This is a genomic window from Photobacterium iliopiscarium (assembly GCF_003026395.1).
Classification (GTDB): domain Bacteria; phylum Pseudomonadota; class Gammaproteobacteria; order Enterobacterales; family Vibrionaceae; genus Photobacterium; species Photobacterium iliopiscarium.
In genome coordinates, this window is sequence record NZ_PYOO01000003.1 from 1 (window position 1) to 16,145 (window position 16,145).

The 16,145-nt window shown below is 37.0% G+C and carries 12 protein-coding genes; 9 read left to right on the top strand and 3 right to left on the bottom strand.

The genetic code is table 11. The features are described from left to right. Nucleotides 1–922: retention module-containing protein (locus C9J51_RS05855; protein ID WP_170073308.1), on the bottom strand; the 922-nt coding region annotated here is incomplete at its 3' end. A gap of 364 nt (nucleotides 923–1,286) precedes the next feature. On the opposite strand from C9J51_RS05855, the gene C9J51_RS05860 reads away from it, so the two are divergent. The 7 genes from C9J51_RS05860 (at nucleotide 1,287) to C9J51_RS05890 (ending at nucleotide 9,919) form a co-directional block, all read left to right on the top strand. Continuing rightward, nucleotides 1,287–2,684: an HlyD family type I secretion periplasmic adaptor subunit gene (locus tag C9J51_RS05860; protein ID WP_045038607.1), complete on the top strand. Its 1,398-nt coding sequence runs from the start codon at nucleotides 1,287–1,289 to the stop codon at nucleotides 2,682–2,684. A 4-nt stretch (nucleotides 2,685–2,688) separates the two neighbouring features. Further along, the gene (locus tag C9J51_RS05865; protein WP_045038608.1) at nucleotides 2,689–3,999 is read left to right on the top strand and encodes a TolC family outer membrane protein; all 1,311 of its coding nucleotides are present in this window, start codon (nucleotides 2,689–2,691) and stop codon (nucleotides 3,997–3,999) included. 11 nt (nucleotides 4,000–4,010) lie between these two features. Further along, nucleotides 4,011–4,601 (top strand): OmpA family protein, encoded by a 591-nt coding sequence (locus C9J51_RS05870; RefSeq protein ID WP_045040849.1) that lies wholly within the window; start codon nucleotides 4,011–4,013, stop codon nucleotides 4,599–4,601. A 24-nt stretch (nucleotides 4,602–4,625) separates the two neighbouring features. Next, nucleotides 4,626–5,270, top strand: a complete 645-nt coding sequence (locus C9J51_RS05875; protein WP_373455642.1) for a transglutaminase-like cysteine peptidase — start codon at nucleotides 4,626–4,628, stop codon at nucleotides 5,268–5,270. Between the two features lie 13 nt (nucleotides 5,271–5,283). Next, the gene (locus tag C9J51_RS05880) at nucleotides 5,284–7,212 is read left to right on the top strand and encodes a bifunctional diguanylate cyclase/phosphodiesterase (RefSeq protein ID WP_045038611.1); all 1,929 of its coding nucleotides are present in this window, start codon (nucleotides 5,284–5,286) and stop codon (nucleotides 7,210–7,212) included. A 1-nt stretch (nucleotide 7,213) separates the two neighbouring features. Beyond that, nucleotides 7,214–9,337 carry a type I secretion system permease/ATPase gene (locus C9J51_RS05885; RefSeq protein WP_045040851.1) on the top strand — a complete coding sequence of 708 codons (2,124 nt, stop codon included), beginning with the start codon at nucleotides 7,214–7,216 and terminating at the stop codon, nucleotides 9,335–9,337. A 102-nt stretch (nucleotides 9,338–9,439) separates the two neighbouring features. After that, nucleotides 9,440–9,919: a LabA-like NYN domain-containing protein gene (locus C9J51_RS05890; RefSeq protein ID WP_045040852.1), complete on the top strand. Its 480-nt coding sequence runs from the start codon at nucleotides 9,440–9,442 to the stop codon at nucleotides 9,917–9,919. A gap of 58 nt (nucleotides 9,920–9,977) precedes the next feature. Here the strand turns inward: C9J51_RS05890 and C9J51_RS05895 are convergent, their stop codons facing one another. Beyond that, nucleotides 9,978–10,664 (bottom strand): cation transporter, encoded by a 687-nt coding sequence (locus C9J51_RS05895; protein ID WP_045038614.1) that lies wholly within the window; start codon nucleotides 10,662–10,664, stop codon nucleotides 9,978–9,980. Nucleotides 10,665–10,833: 169 nt separating this feature from the next. Between C9J51_RS05895 and C9J51_RS05900 the strand changes: the two genes are divergently transcribed. Together C9J51_RS05900 and aqpZ are read left to right on the top strand one after the other, a co-directional pair. Beyond that, complete coding sequence (locus C9J51_RS05900; RefSeq protein WP_045038615.1) at nucleotides 10,834–11,718, top strand: LysR family transcriptional regulator; 885 nt, start codon at nucleotides 10,834–10,836, stop codon at nucleotides 11,716–11,718. 498 nt (nucleotides 11,719–12,216) lie between these two features. Beyond that, nucleotides 12,217–12,921, top strand: a complete 705-nt coding sequence (gene aqpZ, locus C9J51_RS05905; protein WP_209428678.1) for an aquaporin Z — start codon at nucleotides 12,217–12,219, stop codon at nucleotides 12,919–12,921. A gap of 98 nt (nucleotides 12,922–13,019) precedes the next feature. Here the strand turns inward: aqpZ and ydiJ are convergent, their stop codons facing one another. Continuing rightward, entirely contained in the window at nucleotides 13,020–16,079 is a 3,060-nt protein-coding gene (ydiJ, locus tag C9J51_RS05910) for a D-2-hydroxyglutarate dehydrogenase YdiJ (protein ID WP_045040854.1), read from the bottom strand. Nucleotides 16,080–16,145 lie beyond the last annotated feature (66 nt).

Here is a 16,145-nt window from a genome sequence, read left to right on the forward strand (position 1 = left end):
TGATAACACCGTCGGTAGCAATCGAGGTAATAGTAATCGCTGCCGCAATGTCAGTATCAACGGTGTAAATATGATCATCTGTCGCAGTGGCGCTATGGCCTGCTTCATCATGAGTTGTCACGGTAGCGGTGACGTTATCTGTGGTGGCGTTATCTAATACGCTGCCATCGACGTTTGCCGTCCACGTTAACTTGCCATTGTGACTTTCTACTGTGGCAGTACCTACCGCTTTACCATCTACAGTGATCGTAACGGTATCGCCAACTTTGACATCACCATCAACGGTACCGGTTACAGGCACTTTGCCGTGGGACTCTTCATCATTAATCACATTGTCACCACCAATGGTGGTGATGGTGACACCCGCATCTAACGTAGAGTGCGATATATCACTACTCTCTTCTATATGGCTTTTTTTAATACTTGGCTCGTAAGCAGTATCAAAACCAGCCTTTGCTAGCATTGAGTCATTATCATAATTAATTGTGATAAAACTTGCTGTCGCTGACGAACCATTTAATCCCGTACGGCCAGCTGCTAATTCGTTACCTGCTGCTGTTGCTTCAAATAATGTAGTCGGATCTTGTCCGGTTAAAATAGCATTATGAATGGCATTAATGTCGTTATTAGAGAACGCAGCATTCTTAATACCATTACTATTAAAATCAATACCACTATCTAAATTAACAACTTTGATTCCATCAACAGATAACATTGAACAAGTGGGCACTGATTGTTCAATAACTTGTTCAATGCCATCTTTCTTAAAAATCATTTTAGTGTTGCTATTTGCAACAATAATTTCATCAAGTTGCAATTGATGATGATTATCTATAGCTAAAACATCCTTATTATTTTTAATAACAAAACAGGTACCATCAATAACCTTTAACTCATTCGTATTATTTTCGATTTTAGCCATAAAAAAATCCAACATTTAACCTTACAATTAATAACAATTAACAACCATTAGTGTCATTAAATTAGTTATTATCATTAATGCATATTTAACATGTGCATGCCGCTGTATATTCTTACGACGCATTAAACAAAAAATATCACTTTACGTCAATACATTAGATGATTATCATTCACGGATATAATAATTAATCAACACATTATGTATAATATTTAACGATACTTAATATTAAAAGTATTGATATAATGAGGAAGGTTATAATATTCATTATTATGATACATCTTAATAACAGCAATTAATAAATATATCATTCAAAACAAAACATTAACGTTACTACAAGCCTTTATTTTTGAGACATAGGTTTTATATGAGCAAAAAAAACATCTCGATATCAACCAATGATCTCGATTTTATTGATGATAAATCTGCTGCGTTACTATTAAATACCCCGAAGAATGCCAGAGTCATTTTATGGATAATGGTCTTATTTTTCTTGCTTGCCTTTATTTGGGCTTATTTTGCAAAACTTGATAAAGTCACAACTGGCTCAGGTAAAGTTATTCCATCATCTCAGTTACAAGTAGTACAAAATCTTGAAGGTGGGATTGTTAAACAAATTTTAGTTAAAGAAGGCCAAGCAGTAAAAAAAGGGCAAACATTATTATTGATTGATGACACTCAATTTAAATCTGATTTTGAAGAAAAAACACAGAGCCTTGCAGCAATGCATGCCGATTCATTACGTCTTAACGCCTTACTTGCTAGTGTTACCATCAATAATAAAAACACTCAAAATACCCAATGGCGGAAAAGTGTTAATGTCACAAGATTAGCACCTGTTTTTAGTACCGAATTTAAGAAAAAGCATGCTCAATTAGTACAACGACAACTTAACCAGTTTTCAGGTAAATTAAATAATTTAGAAAACCAACTATCCGTTGCCTCACAACAAGCATCACAAAAAGAACGAGAACTAACAGAAACTCGAGCTCGAGTATCTAATCTTCGTGATAGTTATAATATCGCCTTAAAAGAATACAACATCACTAAGCCATTAGCCGATGAAGGTGTTGTTCCTCGTATTGAATTATTAAAGTTACAGCGATCTCTAAATGATACTAAACGTGATTTAAATTCGGCCAAACTACAAATTCCAGTGACTCAAGCTGCAATTCAAGAAGCAGGATTTAAATATATTGATATCGCTCTACAATTCCGTTCAGAAATTCAAGCTAAATTGAACGAAACCAGCGATAAATTATCCAGCATGACTGAAACACAAGTGGGTCTAAAAGATCGCGTGAAGCGTACCACTGTCATCTCTCCAGTTAATGGCACCATTCAAAAAATATACGTCAATACCGTTGGCGGCGTTATTCAACCCGGAATGCCACTAATTGAAATAGTACCCACTGAAGACTCACTATTAATTGAAGCAAAGATAGCCCCACAAGACATTGGTTTTTTAAGACCTGGGTTACCAACAATCATAAAATTTAGCGCCTATGATTTTACTAATTATGGCGGTCTAAAAGGAACAGTAGAGACAATCAGTGCAGACACAATCCAAGATAAAAAGGGCAATAGTTTCTATCAAGTAAAAATTCGTACCGATGCAAGTAGCCTTAAAGGTCCTAATGGCGAAGCATTACCAATCATTCCAGGAATGACGGCATCAGCAGATATCATTACAGGTAAACGTTCTGTACTTGATTATTTACTAAAACCAATCCTCAAAGCACGTCAAACGGCATTAAGAGAATAAAATAATGACCAAAAAACATGTATTAAAGAAAATCACTCTATTAATTGGCCTTCAATGTTTGGCAACGCCAGTCATGGCGCAATCTTTAGAGCAAGCTATTGCAGAAACATTATCAACTAACCCTGATATAAAAAGTGCTTACAATGAATTTCAAAGTAAGCACCAATTGATTAATGCGGCCAAAGGCGATTATTTGCCATCCGTAGATCTAGAAGCAGGTATTGGGCATGATGATTACAAAGCTAACAGTCCTTCAGGTCAGTACAATCCTCAAAGCGCTCAAATTAATATTCGTCAATTAATTTGGGATGGCTCAATTACGTATAACGATATTCAACGTAATAAATCAGAAACAGAAGCTCAACGCTATCAGTTATTATCTGATGCACAAGACAAAGCACTTAAAGCAACAGAAGCTTATCTTGATGTTCTACATGCTCAAGATGTATTAACCCTGTCGCAATCAAATCTTAAAGTTCATCAGAAAATGTACGTTGATATCAAAAAACGTGCGGATGCAGGTATTGGTTCAACCGCGGATTTAGCGCAAGTTGATGGTCGTTTAGCCAGCTCTAATACTAATTTATTAGCTGCTGAAAGTAATCTTCAAGATAAGATCACCGCTTTTGTTCGAGTTATTGGTGTTTACCCTACCGATCTAGTAAAGCCTGAAGTTGATAGTAATTATCTACCAATATCTTTAGATGATGCATTAGCTAAAGCAAATAAAAGTAATCCGGTGGTTTATATTGCATCAAATGATATTAATGCCGCTGAATATCAATACAAGCAAGCACAAGGTACCTTCTACCCTTCTTTTAGCATTGAAGCATCACAAGAATGGGGACAAGATCTTAACGGTTCAACTGGGGATACAGATGAACTAAAAGCCATGTTAAAAATGCGCTATAACCTATTTAATGGCGGAAGTGACGTTGCTAAATCACGTCGAGCGGCTTACCAAATCAATAAATCCAAAGATATTCGTGATCGCGCCCATCGAATGTTAGAAGAAGGTACTCGCCTTTCATGGAGTGCATTAACATTATCGAAAAAGCAAAAATTATTCTTACAAGAACACGTTGATGCATCTGCTCGTACCGTTATTGCTTATGAAAAACAATTTAAGATAGGTCAACGTTCTCTACTAGATGTTCTAAACACTGAAAACGAATTATTTGAAGCGCGTAAAGCTTATTTAACAGCGGAGTATGATGGCATATTGGCAAAATACCGCGTGTTAAATGCTACCGGATTAATTCTTAGTGAGATGCGAGTTGAAATACCTCAATCTTGGGCGCAGTCAGTTAAATAAAGGAACAAAATATGAAATACATCGTTATAGGGTTATTTGCACTATCATTATTTGGCTGCTCACTTTCAGTGCCTCAACCACCCATTGCTAAGCAAACCAAAAATTTGTTTGATAACGACAGTGATGGCGTTATCAATCAACGTGATCACTGCCCTAAGACACCACTTGATGCAATCGTCGATAACGATGGTTGTCCAACCTATGTCGACAGCTCTGAAGAAAATAAAATTCATGTATTGTTTGCTAATGATTCTTCAGCTATTCCGGAAAGCTACATGAAGAACATAAAGGATATGAGTGGATTCTTAACAAAATATCCAAAAACTCATATTGAACTCAAAGGTTATGCAAGCCCAGTGGGTCAAGCTGCTTACAATATTGCTTTATCAGAACGTCGTGCCAACGCAATTCGTCAAGCATTAATCAATGATGGTGTTACACCCTCTCGTATTAAAACAGTTGGCTTTGGCGATAGTGATCCAGTTAAAGCATATGATGTTGAAGAAAGTAATACATTAAGTCGTCGAGTTATTGCACAAGTCATTGGATCTCAGGGAAATGTAGTGAAAGAATGGACGGTATATACCGTTCGTGAAAACTAAACAGAAAATTGCCCATTGAAGAAGATAACTTTTTGGTTACTTTGTTGTTTACTAGCAGTAAATGTTTTTGCTGCTAGTAACACACAACAAATAGAAAAAATAACACAATTTTATGGTGATCGAGCAGGAAAACGAGCAACAGCTTGGCGTCAGCTTATTAATACTTCACAAGATTTGTCTGAATCACAAAAATTAAAGGTTATTAATGATTTTTTTAACCAATTTGTTTTTATCAGTGACCAAAAGCTATGGAATCAAGAAGATTATTGGGCTACACCTTATGAGTTTGTTGGTATTGGCGCTGGGGACTGTGAAGACTTTAGTATTGCTAAGTATCAAGCACTGCTTGAGCTAGGTATTGATGATAATAAACTCAGATTAGTCTACGTAAAAGCGCTTGAACTTAACCAGTTCCATATGGTTGTTACTTATTATCCCACACCATCAGCAATACCTTTGATATTAGATAATCTCAAAGGGAATATTTCACTGGCTACTGAACGTAATGATTTATTACCGATATACAGTTTCAATGGTAGTAAATTGTGGCTTATGAAACAAAAAGGACAAGGAAAAATAGCAGGTAATGCTTCACGTTTAAGTCTTTGGAATGATTTACGCAATCGGTCGCAACATATAAAACTTAACCAACCACGAAACATTTTTTAATGAGTAAATAACAATGACTCTTTACCGACAACTTCTACTGTGGATGCTAGTTATATTATTTTTATTAACTAGTGCTGTGTTTGCTATCCAATTTAAGACCACAAAAAATTATTTAATTGAACAACAATCAACAGAACTTAATAATGTTGTTAGCTCAATTGGGTTTGCATTATCTCCCTACCTTAAAGCAAAAGATCTTATTTCTGCCGAATCTGTTATCAATGCTACCTTTGACTCAGGTTATTACAGCCAGGTAAAACTGACGTTATTGGATTCTGAAAAAGAAATTATTCGTCATTATCCACAAGTTACCAATAATGTTCCTCATTGGTTCCAATCTTTAGTCCACATTGAAACCATTTCTCAAACAAGAACGTTAACCAGTGGTTGGCTACAACTGGCCAATATTTCTGTTACAAGTAGCCCTATTTCTGCTTATATTCAATTATGGAAAGCGACCATTCAGCTGGTACTTGGGTTTATAGCCTGCCTATTATTCGGCGCAATTGTGCTAGCATTCGTTCTCAATAAAGTACTAAAGCCTCTAAAACAAATTCAAAAAAGTGCTCAAGAGATGGCGCTTAATCATTTCACAGATCCATTACCAACCCCTCATACTCGAGAATTAAGTGATCTTGTTACCGCATTTAATTCAATGAATATTCAGTTACAACAACATTTTGAACAGCAAGCTCAAGAGACTGATTCATTACGAGTTCGTGCCTATCAAGATCCTGTTTCTGGATTAGCAAACCGTAGTTATTTAATCACTAAATTACAATCATGGTTATTAAATAATCCTAGTGGCGGCATCATTTTATTGAAATCTGATACCATAGAAAATAGCTACCAAAAATCAGGTTATGAGTCAGGAGATCACTTAGTACAAAAATTAGCGGAACGTCTAAAAGAATTATCTGCTGACGACGTTACTATTGCTCGTTTAAATCAATCTGAATTTATACTTATCGCACCTAATGCATCAGAAGATGACCTAATGGAAACTGGTCGCACTATGCTATATATGACATCAGAACTTAACTCTGATCCTCTAGGTATTGCGCCACTTCAAGCCGCTGTTGGTATTGTCGCATGCTCCGCAACACTAACAATAACCGCATTACTTACTCATGCAGATAATGCATTAAATAAAGCTCGTCAAGAAGTAAAAGAACCCATTGCGCTATTAGATAGCAGCAAGAAAAAAACAATACAAATAATGGGTAAACAACAATGGAAAACATTGGTTGATGAAGCGATTGCAAATAACTTAATTCATTTCACCTTTCAACAAGCAATTAATACAAATAATGATGTGATCCATAAAGAGATGTTTGCTTATATCAAAAAAGGCGAGCACAAATTTAATGCGGGTCAATTTTTATCTGCGATAGAAAAACTCAATGAGGGCACTAAATTTGACTGCTATGTCATTGATACTATTTTTAACCAATTAACTAAAAAAACAAAATCAGTCCCTGTCGCTATTAATATTACTCAAAGTAGTATTAATGACACCGGTTTTATTCGTTGGCTTAACCGAAAACTTCAGTCTTACCCACAAATGAAACAATCCATTTTATTTGAATTACCTGAAATTTGTTTTATTAAAAATATCGATAACACTAGCTTACTTTGTGAAATAATTCGCCAAAATGGGTTCCAATTTGGTATCGATAATTATGGTCATAATTTTAGCTCTTTGGGTTATCTCAATAAATTACGTCCTAGCTATGTGAAGCTAGATTTTGCGTACACGTCACAATTAGACGATCAAATGAAAACTGATGTTTTAGAGTCAATAACACGCAGTGCCCATAACCTTTCAATACTTACAATTGCTTCTCGTGTAGAAACGATTGAACAAAAAGAAAAGTTAACACAACTAAAGATCCAAGGTTTCCAAGGTTATATCACAGCTCAGTTAGTTAATGGGAAATAACATGAAAGATCCACTGCTTCAATCACTTGCTTATATCAGTCGCTTTTACGGCCAAGCCAATTCACCGGATGCCTTAATTGCAGATCTACCGCTAACCGATGGTTTACTTACTCCTTATTTATTACCTCGTGCAGCAGAAAAAGCAGGACTTCAGGCGAAACAAACCCAATTAGCACTCACTAAGTTATCACCGTTGCTATTTCCGATCATTGCCTTACTTAAAGGTGGTGATGCTTGTGTCATTCTTAGTATCGATCACGATAAAGGTGAAGCTGAAGTTGTTCTTCCACAAAATGATGCCTCCGAGCAATGGATCAATATTGATGAATTAAACGCGCAGTACAGTGGCCATTTATTCCTCATTAAAAAGCGTTTCCGTTATGATGAACGTTCACCTGAAATTATAAAAAGTCGAGACGGACACTGGTTCTGGAGTACATTATGGGAATCACGTAGTATTTATCGTGATGTCTTTATTGCCTCTATTTTAATTAACATGTTCGCCATTGCGGCACCATTATTTACTCGTTTGGTTTATGACAAAATCGTACCCAATCTTGCATTTGATTCTTTATGGGTGCTTGCTATTGGTATTACCCTTATTTTTGTTTTTGATTTTATACTTAAATTATTAAGAAGTTATTTTATTGATTTAGCAGGTAAAAAATCAGATCTTCTAATCTCAGCAAAAATATACAGCAAAGTAATGGGCATAAGAATGGAAGCAAAACCCGCTTCTGTCGGTGCATTTGCTCGTCACCTACAAGAATTTGAATCCATTCGTGAATTTTTCACATCTGCGACAGTTTCATCATTAATCGATTTACCCTTCGCATTACTGTTCTTATTTATCATCTATGTAATGGCAGGACCTTTAGCATTAGTGCCGCTTGTTGCTGTATTACTCTTAGTGATTTATAGCTACCTTATTCAACAACCATTACGCCGTACAATTGAAGAAGGATCTCGTCTAGCCTCTCAAAAACATGCCAACTTAATTGAAAGTTTATCCGGTTTAGAAACCATCAAAATGTTTGGTGCTCAGAGTCAATTTCAATACCGTTGGGAAGAAGCCGTTACTCATATTTCAAACTGGGGTCTAAAATCTCGCCGTTTAACAGATTCAGTTCAAAATACGGCAGGATTTTTACAACAATTTGTATCAGTCGCAATGATTGTTGTTGGTGTGTATTTAATCGCTAACGGTGATCTAACCATGGGTGGATTAATTGCATCAACCATGTTGAGTGGCCGAGCAGTCGGTCCAATGGTTCAATTAGCCCTACTATCAACACGTTATAATCAAGCTAAATCAGCGATGACCATTATTGAACAGTTAATGGCAATGCCATTAGAACAAGAAGAAGGTAAACGTTATATTCATCGCCCAATTATTCGTGGCAAAATAGAATTTGATAACGTTACATTTTCTTATCCAAATGCAACTCAGCCAGCATTAAAAAATGTCAGTTTCACCATTAATCCAGGTGAAAAAGTGGCTATTATAGGTCGTATAGGCTCAGGAAAAACCAGTCTTGAACGTATTTTAATGGGCTTATATCAGCCACAGCAAGGCTCTGTTCGTATTGATGATACGGACATCAACCAATTACATCATATTGATATTAGGCGTAATATCGGCTGCGTACCGCAAGATATCACTCTATTTTTTGGATCTATCCGCGATAACATTGTCCTCGGACGACCTTTAGCAACAGACAAAGAAATTCTGCTTGCCGCTGAACGTGCGGGCGTCACCGCATTTACTCAACATGATGCCGCTGGTTTAGAAAAGCAGATAGGTGAAGGTGGACACGCGCTTTCTGGCGGTCAACGTCAAGCAATCTCGATCGCGCGAGCCTTTTTAAGTCAACCGCCGATACTTATTATGGATGAACCGACAAGTAGTATGGATAATCGGTCAGAAATGTATATTAAGCAGCAATTACGCCAAATGAAACAAGATGAAACGTTAATTCTTATCACGCATAAAACAGGCATGCTTGATATTGTTGATCGGTTAATTGTCATGGAACATGGTCAGATTGTTGCTGATGGTCCCAAAGAACAAGTATTACAAACATTACGTAACGGTAATATTAATCAATCACCAACAAATAACTAATTGTTGTGATAATACCCACCATTATTTAATTAATAATAGTTGTAATATATAGTCAGTTTGTCCAACATAACAAACTGGCTATTCAAACTCTTTAGGATTCTCGTGGAAAAAGTTGCTATTTTTGTCGATGTCCAAAACATCTATTATACCGTTAAAGAAAAGTATCACTGTAATTTCGATTACAATGCTTTTTGGGCAGAAGTATCACAAGGTCGTGAAATTATCGCTGCTTATGCCTATGCCATTCATAAAGGTGATGAAAAACAACGTCAATTCCAAAATATCCTTCGAGGAATTGGGTTTGATGTTAAATTAAAACCCTTTATTCAGCGCAGTGATGGCTCAGCAAAAGGTGACTGGGATGTGGGGATCACCATTGATGTACTAGAACATGCTGCCGATGTTGATCGTATTATTTTATTATCAGGCGATGGTGATTTTGATTTATTGGTTGATAAAGTACAGACCAAATATAACACCACGGTTGAAGTTTATGGCGTTCCCGGTTTAACCGCGACCTCTTTAATTAATACGGCACAATATTATCGAGAAATTGAAAACACCTTACTTCTTGGGCGTTAATATTTTTCAAAAAAAAAAGGCCAACATATAATGTTGGCCTTCATTTTTTCATCAGGTTTTATTTTACATGCTGAGCATGAACAAGATCTGGATGACTATAAATGTCCATCAGTTCACCTATAGCTTGACGTACCATTTTTACAGGAACAATAATGAAATAAATAGACGCTAAAATCACCATTGTAGGATCTGCATATACGGCTAGATGTGAATATTGAGTCATCATTAAAATTTTCGCAACAACAAAGCCCATTAATACAGAAGCACTGATAACAGTATCCATTATCCACTGTTTTGCTTCTGCATCAGCTAATGCTGAAGAAATATCTCTACTTTTGACTTTGATATAACGATATGTGCCATAACAACCCACAACACTGATCATACCAAAGGCCAAAGCCACTCCTGCATTAATATCACGGCCACCAGCTAAAATAGCTTCAATGGCTGAATAAAATGACCATATACACATCAAGGCAATCACTGAGCCTTTAATCGTAATAACAGCTGGCGCTATCATTGCGACTTGCGAACTATCTTTGTTTATTTCTGGTTTATGAAGATAATGCGCGGCACCTAGGGACAACATGGTTAACGCCAAGCTTACTAAAGAATATGCACCATCAAAAATAATCACTAAAGAACCAACAAGTGACCCAAGTACAATCCCCAAAATAGCAAAAGTAAACGATGACACGGTAGACAACAGGAGTAAACCGCGCTCTTGTTGCATTGAACTAGACATATAGACCTCAATCGACAAATTTTTCGTCGTTTTTTGTTTCATTGTGAAACTAATTAGATGATACAACCACTTCTATTAATACTATAATCTCTGAGCGTCAGGTTTATCGTCGCTAACAAGCGTTATTCTACTCACCTCTGCATTTATATTTAATATCTTGGTACCATCAATGAAAATAGCTCAAATTGAAATGTTTCTATCGACGATAAAAACGGGCTCAATTGCCGAAGCGGCTCGTCGCCATGGAAAAAGTCGAACCACAGTAAGTGCCGCTTTAAGCTCATTAGAAGATAGCTTAGGCGTTGATCTTCTCAATCGTAGCGGTAACCGTATTACACCAACAGTAATTGGCGAAGCAACTGTGAATGATTTTGAACGTATAATCTTAATTGCTAGGGATATTCATTCTCGGTGTGAACAATATAACATTGGGGTCGAAGCCAGTATTCGTATTGCACGAGATGATTCATTACCCGAATCATTATGGCGTCAATTATTACGTCAGATCCGCATTCAATTTCCACAAACAAGTGTCTCAATTTACAGTGCCCCCACTCAAGAACTAGAAGAAATGGTGGCGCAAAATCTTGTCGATGTCGCTTATGGTTTATTACCGAGTACTCATCTTTTTTCACGATTACAACAAACAGATCTCGGCCAAATACGTATGATGTCGGTCGCTCACAAAGATCACCCTCTCAGCCAACTTCGAAAAGTAAACAACGCTGATCTCGAACGTTATACTGAAATTGCCGTCGCCTATTTTGATGAAGAAAGCTTACGGATCGTAACCCCAAAAGCAGGTAAATATATCGCTTTATCTTTTTACGAACATTTACGCGATGCCGTACTCGACCAAACTGGTTGGTCATCTTTGCCCGCAATACTTATTAAACAACACCTTAGAGAAGGGACCCTTAAAGTCATTAAATATAATCGCGCCATGAATTGGCAATCCTATGGCGAAGTCGTTGAAAATGAATCGCGACGAGGGACGGTTGTAAAATGGTTATCAGAACAATTAGAAACCTATTTATTCAATGAAGGTGATTAATTTATTAGTCTTTATGTTAGCCATATTACAATTAACCATAGATATATAGACGCAAACTTTGTACTAATTGATAAAGCCTGCACTTTTTAACTATAATTTCTAACATAATGGTAAATATATCTGACAAATAGCTATTTATTGCTAAACTTATTTTCATCTGTAAATAACTTTCAGACAATATTGAGGCCATAGAAACATAAATTATTCTTAAAAAAAATAATTTATAGTTAAACTTTTCACTATATGCTAGATTGCACAGCGTTTTTAATTCAGAATATGCTCCATAAATAAGGTCGTCTAATACTAGCGTCATTAATGATATCTACAACAATTACAAAAACGACCTAGCATCATGTGTAATAAAAACAATATTATCAGTAACGGACTAGGTATAAGCATTCAGCCGTTACAAGAGTAAATTAAGAAAGTTATATCAATTCGTTGTTTATCTTTTCTAACGTACCCTTAATCGTAATTTAAAAGGAAATAAGCTTTATGATGAGAAAATTAGTTGCTGAATTTATCGGCACCGGTTGGTTAGTTTTAGGCGGTTGTGGTAGTGCTGTATTAGCGGCGGCATACCCAGATTTAGGTATTGGATTTTTAGGTGTTGCTCTTGCATTTGGTTTAACTGTTGTAACCATGGCATACGCAATTGGTCATATTTCAGGTTGTCATTTAAACCCAGCAGTTACTGTTGGTCTATGGACTGGCGGTCGCTTCCCTATCGGTGACGTTATTCCTTACATTGCAGCACAAGTACTAGGCGGTATTGCTGGTGCTGGTGTGCTTTATATCATTGCAAGCGGTCAGGCTGGTTTTGATCTTGCAAATGGCTTTGCTTCTAACGGTTACGGTGCCCATTCTCCTGGTCATTACTCTTTGTTGTCTGCATTCGTTACCGAAGTTGTAATGACATTCATGTTCTTATTCGTAATTTTAGGTGCAACACATAAGCTTGCTTCACCACAAATGGCAGGTCTTGCTATTGGTCTAGCATTAACACTTATTCACCTAATCAGTATTCCAGTAACGAATACTTCAGTTAACCCTGCTCGTAGTACTGGTCCTGCATTATTTGTTGGCGACTGGGCAACATCACAATTATGGATGTTCTGGGTTGCTCCTCTTATTGGTGCGGCTATTGCTGGTGTTGTATACCGCTGGTTATGCCCTGACAATGAATACCGTTCAGTAAGCTAAGTTTACTAAGCCAACACTGAATATAAAAAAGCGAGCTTAATCATTAAGCTCGCTTTTTTTATGGCTTACAATTTATACAGTACTCATCAGCTTCACATTTAGAGATCAACCAACTGTAACAACACTTGTACTGGATGTTTAAATTGAATATGTTCTAGTCGCTTAACTTGACTACGGCATGAATAGCCAGTTGCCATACAGCGAGTGGGATCATACTGATCAATCTTCTCTTTCCAGCTTAAATTAAACACGCTCTTTGACGCTTCTAATTTATCACTTTCATGACCGAATGTACCCGCCATTCCACAGCATCCCACTGGCACCGATTCCATGACACTACCAAAATGTGTGAAAATAGCCCCCCACTGCTTTTCCGCATTAGGTAGTTTAGTTTTTTCCGTACAATGGGCAAACAGGTACCAGGGCTTATCATTTAATGCTGGTCTTTGAGGTACTTGTTGTAATAATGGCAATAACCATTCATGTGCAGTTAAAACTGTAAATTTACCTCGGCGTTGCTGTAGCACTTCAGTGTATTCATCGCGATAACACAGCACTAAAGCAGGATCGACACCCACCATAGGTATATTTAATACCATTAATTGATTTAAAAAATCAGCCGTTGATGTCGCTGTTTTTGCAAACGCCTTTAAGAACCCTTTTACGTGTTGTGCTTTTCCATTGGGTTTAAATGGCAGTAAAATCGGTTTTTTACCTAGTTTTTCAATTAAATGGATAAAATCACGTACAACTTGCGCATCATAAAAACTAGTAAAAGGATCTTGAACAACCAGAACGTAATTTTCCCGCTCATGATCTGATAATGCTTGTAACCATAACATGTCAAAACATAACACATGATGACCACTTAAACTTTCAGCTAAAGTTGGCACTGACAATAAAGGCATATCAACATAACCAATAGTCTTTAAGGTTAACTTTTTCGACCATTGTGGTCTGATTACACTGTTTACGATGACTGGAGCTTTCACCATTAACGGTAAAATACTCTCAACATACGCCACCAAATAATCTTTTACTGGGCGTTGATAACGGCTGTAATAGATATTCATAAATCGTGAACGAAAGCTAGGTACATCAACCTTAATCGGACATTGACTTGCACATGCTTTACACGCTAAGCAACCATTCATCGCATCCATGACTTCATGTGAAAAATCATAACGATGCCGATTAGAACCATAGGTATTTTTTAAACGATCAATAATCTGTTTGATTGTTGGAGATGTGGTTAATAACTGTTGTTCTAGCTCATCAGCATTGATTCCCTGCTCAGCTAATTGCCTTAGCCATTCACGTACTAACCCTGCTCGTCCTTTAGGAGAATGACGACGATCTGCTGAAATTTTCATTGAAGGACACATTGGTGAACTGGTGTCATAGTTAAAACACAAACCATTACCGTTACATTCCATGGCTTGTTTAAAACTATCTCGCGTAGTAACCGCTATTTGGCGATCATAAAAACCTCGCTTCACACTATCAACTTTTACTAATTCACTGTCATTACCAAGTGGTGTACAAATTTTACCTGGGTTCATACGGTTATGGGGATCAAACGCCGCTTTAATTCGACGTAGCTCTGTGAATAATTCTTCACCAAAAAAAGCAGGACCATATTCAGAACGAAATCCCTTACCATGTTCGCCCCACATTAAACCGCCATATTTAGCGACTAATGTAACCACTTGATCAGACACTTCTTTCATTAACAATTCTTGGTGGGGATCGCACATATCCAACGCAGGACGCACATGCAATACACCCGCATCAACATGTCCAAACATGCCATAATAAAGTGATTTTTCATCCAATAACTGTCTAAATTCAGCGATGAAATCTGCTAAATGTTCAGGCGGTACACAGGTATCTTCAGCAAATGCTATTGGCTTCTTCGTCCCTTTAACAGCCCCTAATAACCCTACCGCTTTTTTACGCATGGTATACATTTTTTGGATACTGGCTAAATCATCACAAACTTGATAACCAATAATACCCGCTTGTTGATCTACTATTAATTGGTCAAGTTGTTGGCACAATGCTGCAACGTGTTGTTGGTTCTCTGTGAGATCATTACTGGCATACTCCACCATGTTAATACCTAACATGATTTTTCCCTGTACATCAATTAATAGCTCTTCAACCGTATTCCAAACAATGTCTTCTTTGGCTAGATTTAATACTTTTGAATCAATGGTTTCAACCGATAATGCATGGGCTGCCACCATCATCGGTGCATTGCGTAATGCAGAATCAAAGCTATCGTATTTAATATTAACTAACGTGCGAGACTTTGGAATTGGCGTAATATTTAACTTAGCTTCTACGATAAAGGCTAAAGATCCTTCAGCGCCACATAATAAACGTGCAATATCAAACTGTTGAAGTTGTTCATCATAAACATGTTTTAAATCATAACCAGTAAGAAACCGATTAAGTTGTGGGAATTTATCAACTATTTGTTGGCGTTTATCCCGACAAATTTGAGCGGTTGTTTTGATGGCATTATTAACAAACGCAGTATCATCCAAGGCCATAATTTGATCATTATTTAGCGGTTCAGTATTAAGTACCGAACCATCAACGCATACCGCAGTCAGTGCTAAAACATGATCAGATGTTTTGCCGTATTTTAATGAACCCTGACCAGAAGCATCGGTGTTAATCATGCCTCCAATCGTGGCACGATTACTGGTTGAAAGATCAGGCGAGAAAAAATAGCCATAGGGACGTAAAGCGTCATTCAGTTGATCTTTAATGACACCGCTTTGAACACGTACCCAACCTTCAGCAATATTAATCTCTAAGATTTGATTTAAATAGCGGGAAAGATCGACCACAATTCCAGATGTTAAGGATTGACCGTTTGTACCCGTACCACCACCACGAGGAGAAAATGTAACGCCTTGATAATCATCATGACAACCTATTTTCCCAATAAGAATAAGATCATCAATATTACGAGGTAATACCACCGCTTGGGGTAACTGTTGGTAGATACTATTATCAGTTGCAACCGCTAATCGACTAGCATAACTCTGTTCAATATCACCTTGAAATCCAGCTTCAGATAGTGCGGTTAAATATGATAATACAACATGATCAATACTACTTTGATAGGTTAATGCAGGTAACATATTTTTTACTCTCCCTTTTCCAGTGATTACGCAATCATGCGCTGCCATTTCCAATAGCACTGGATT

Coding starts and splice junctions, on each gene's coding strand:
- C9J51_RS05895 (WP_045038614.1), bottom strand. CDS start 10,664: ATGTCTAGTTCAATGCAACAAGAGCGCGGTTTACTCCTGTTGTCTACC.
- C9J51_RS05870 (WP_045040849.1), top strand. CDS start 4,011: ATGAAATACATCGTTATAGGGTTATTTGCACTATCATTATTTGGCTGC.
- C9J51_RS05885 (WP_045040851.1), top strand. CDS start 7,214: ATGAAAGATCCACTGCTTCAATCACTTGCTTATATCAGTCGCTTTTAC.
- aqpZ (WP_209428678.1), top strand. CDS start 12,217: ATGAGAAAATTAGTTGCTGAATTTATCGGCACCGGTTGGTTAGTTTTA.
- C9J51_RS05900 (WP_045038615.1), top strand. CDS start 10,834: ATGAAAATAGCTCAAATTGAAATGTTTCTATCGACGATAAAAACGGGC.
- C9J51_RS05880 (WP_045038611.1), top strand. CDS start 5,284: ATGACTCTTTACCGACAACTTCTACTGTGGATGCTAGTTATATTATTT.
- C9J51_RS05860 (WP_045038607.1), top strand. CDS start 1,287: ATGAGCAAAAAAAACATCTCGATATCAACCAATGATCTCGATTTTATT.
- C9J51_RS05865 (WP_045038608.1), top strand. CDS start 2,689: ATGACCAAAAAACATGTATTAAAGAAAATCACTCTATTAATTGGCCTT.
- ydiJ (WP_045040854.1), bottom strand. CDS start 16,079: ATGTTACCTGCATTAACCTATCAAAGTAGTATTGATCATGTTGTATTA.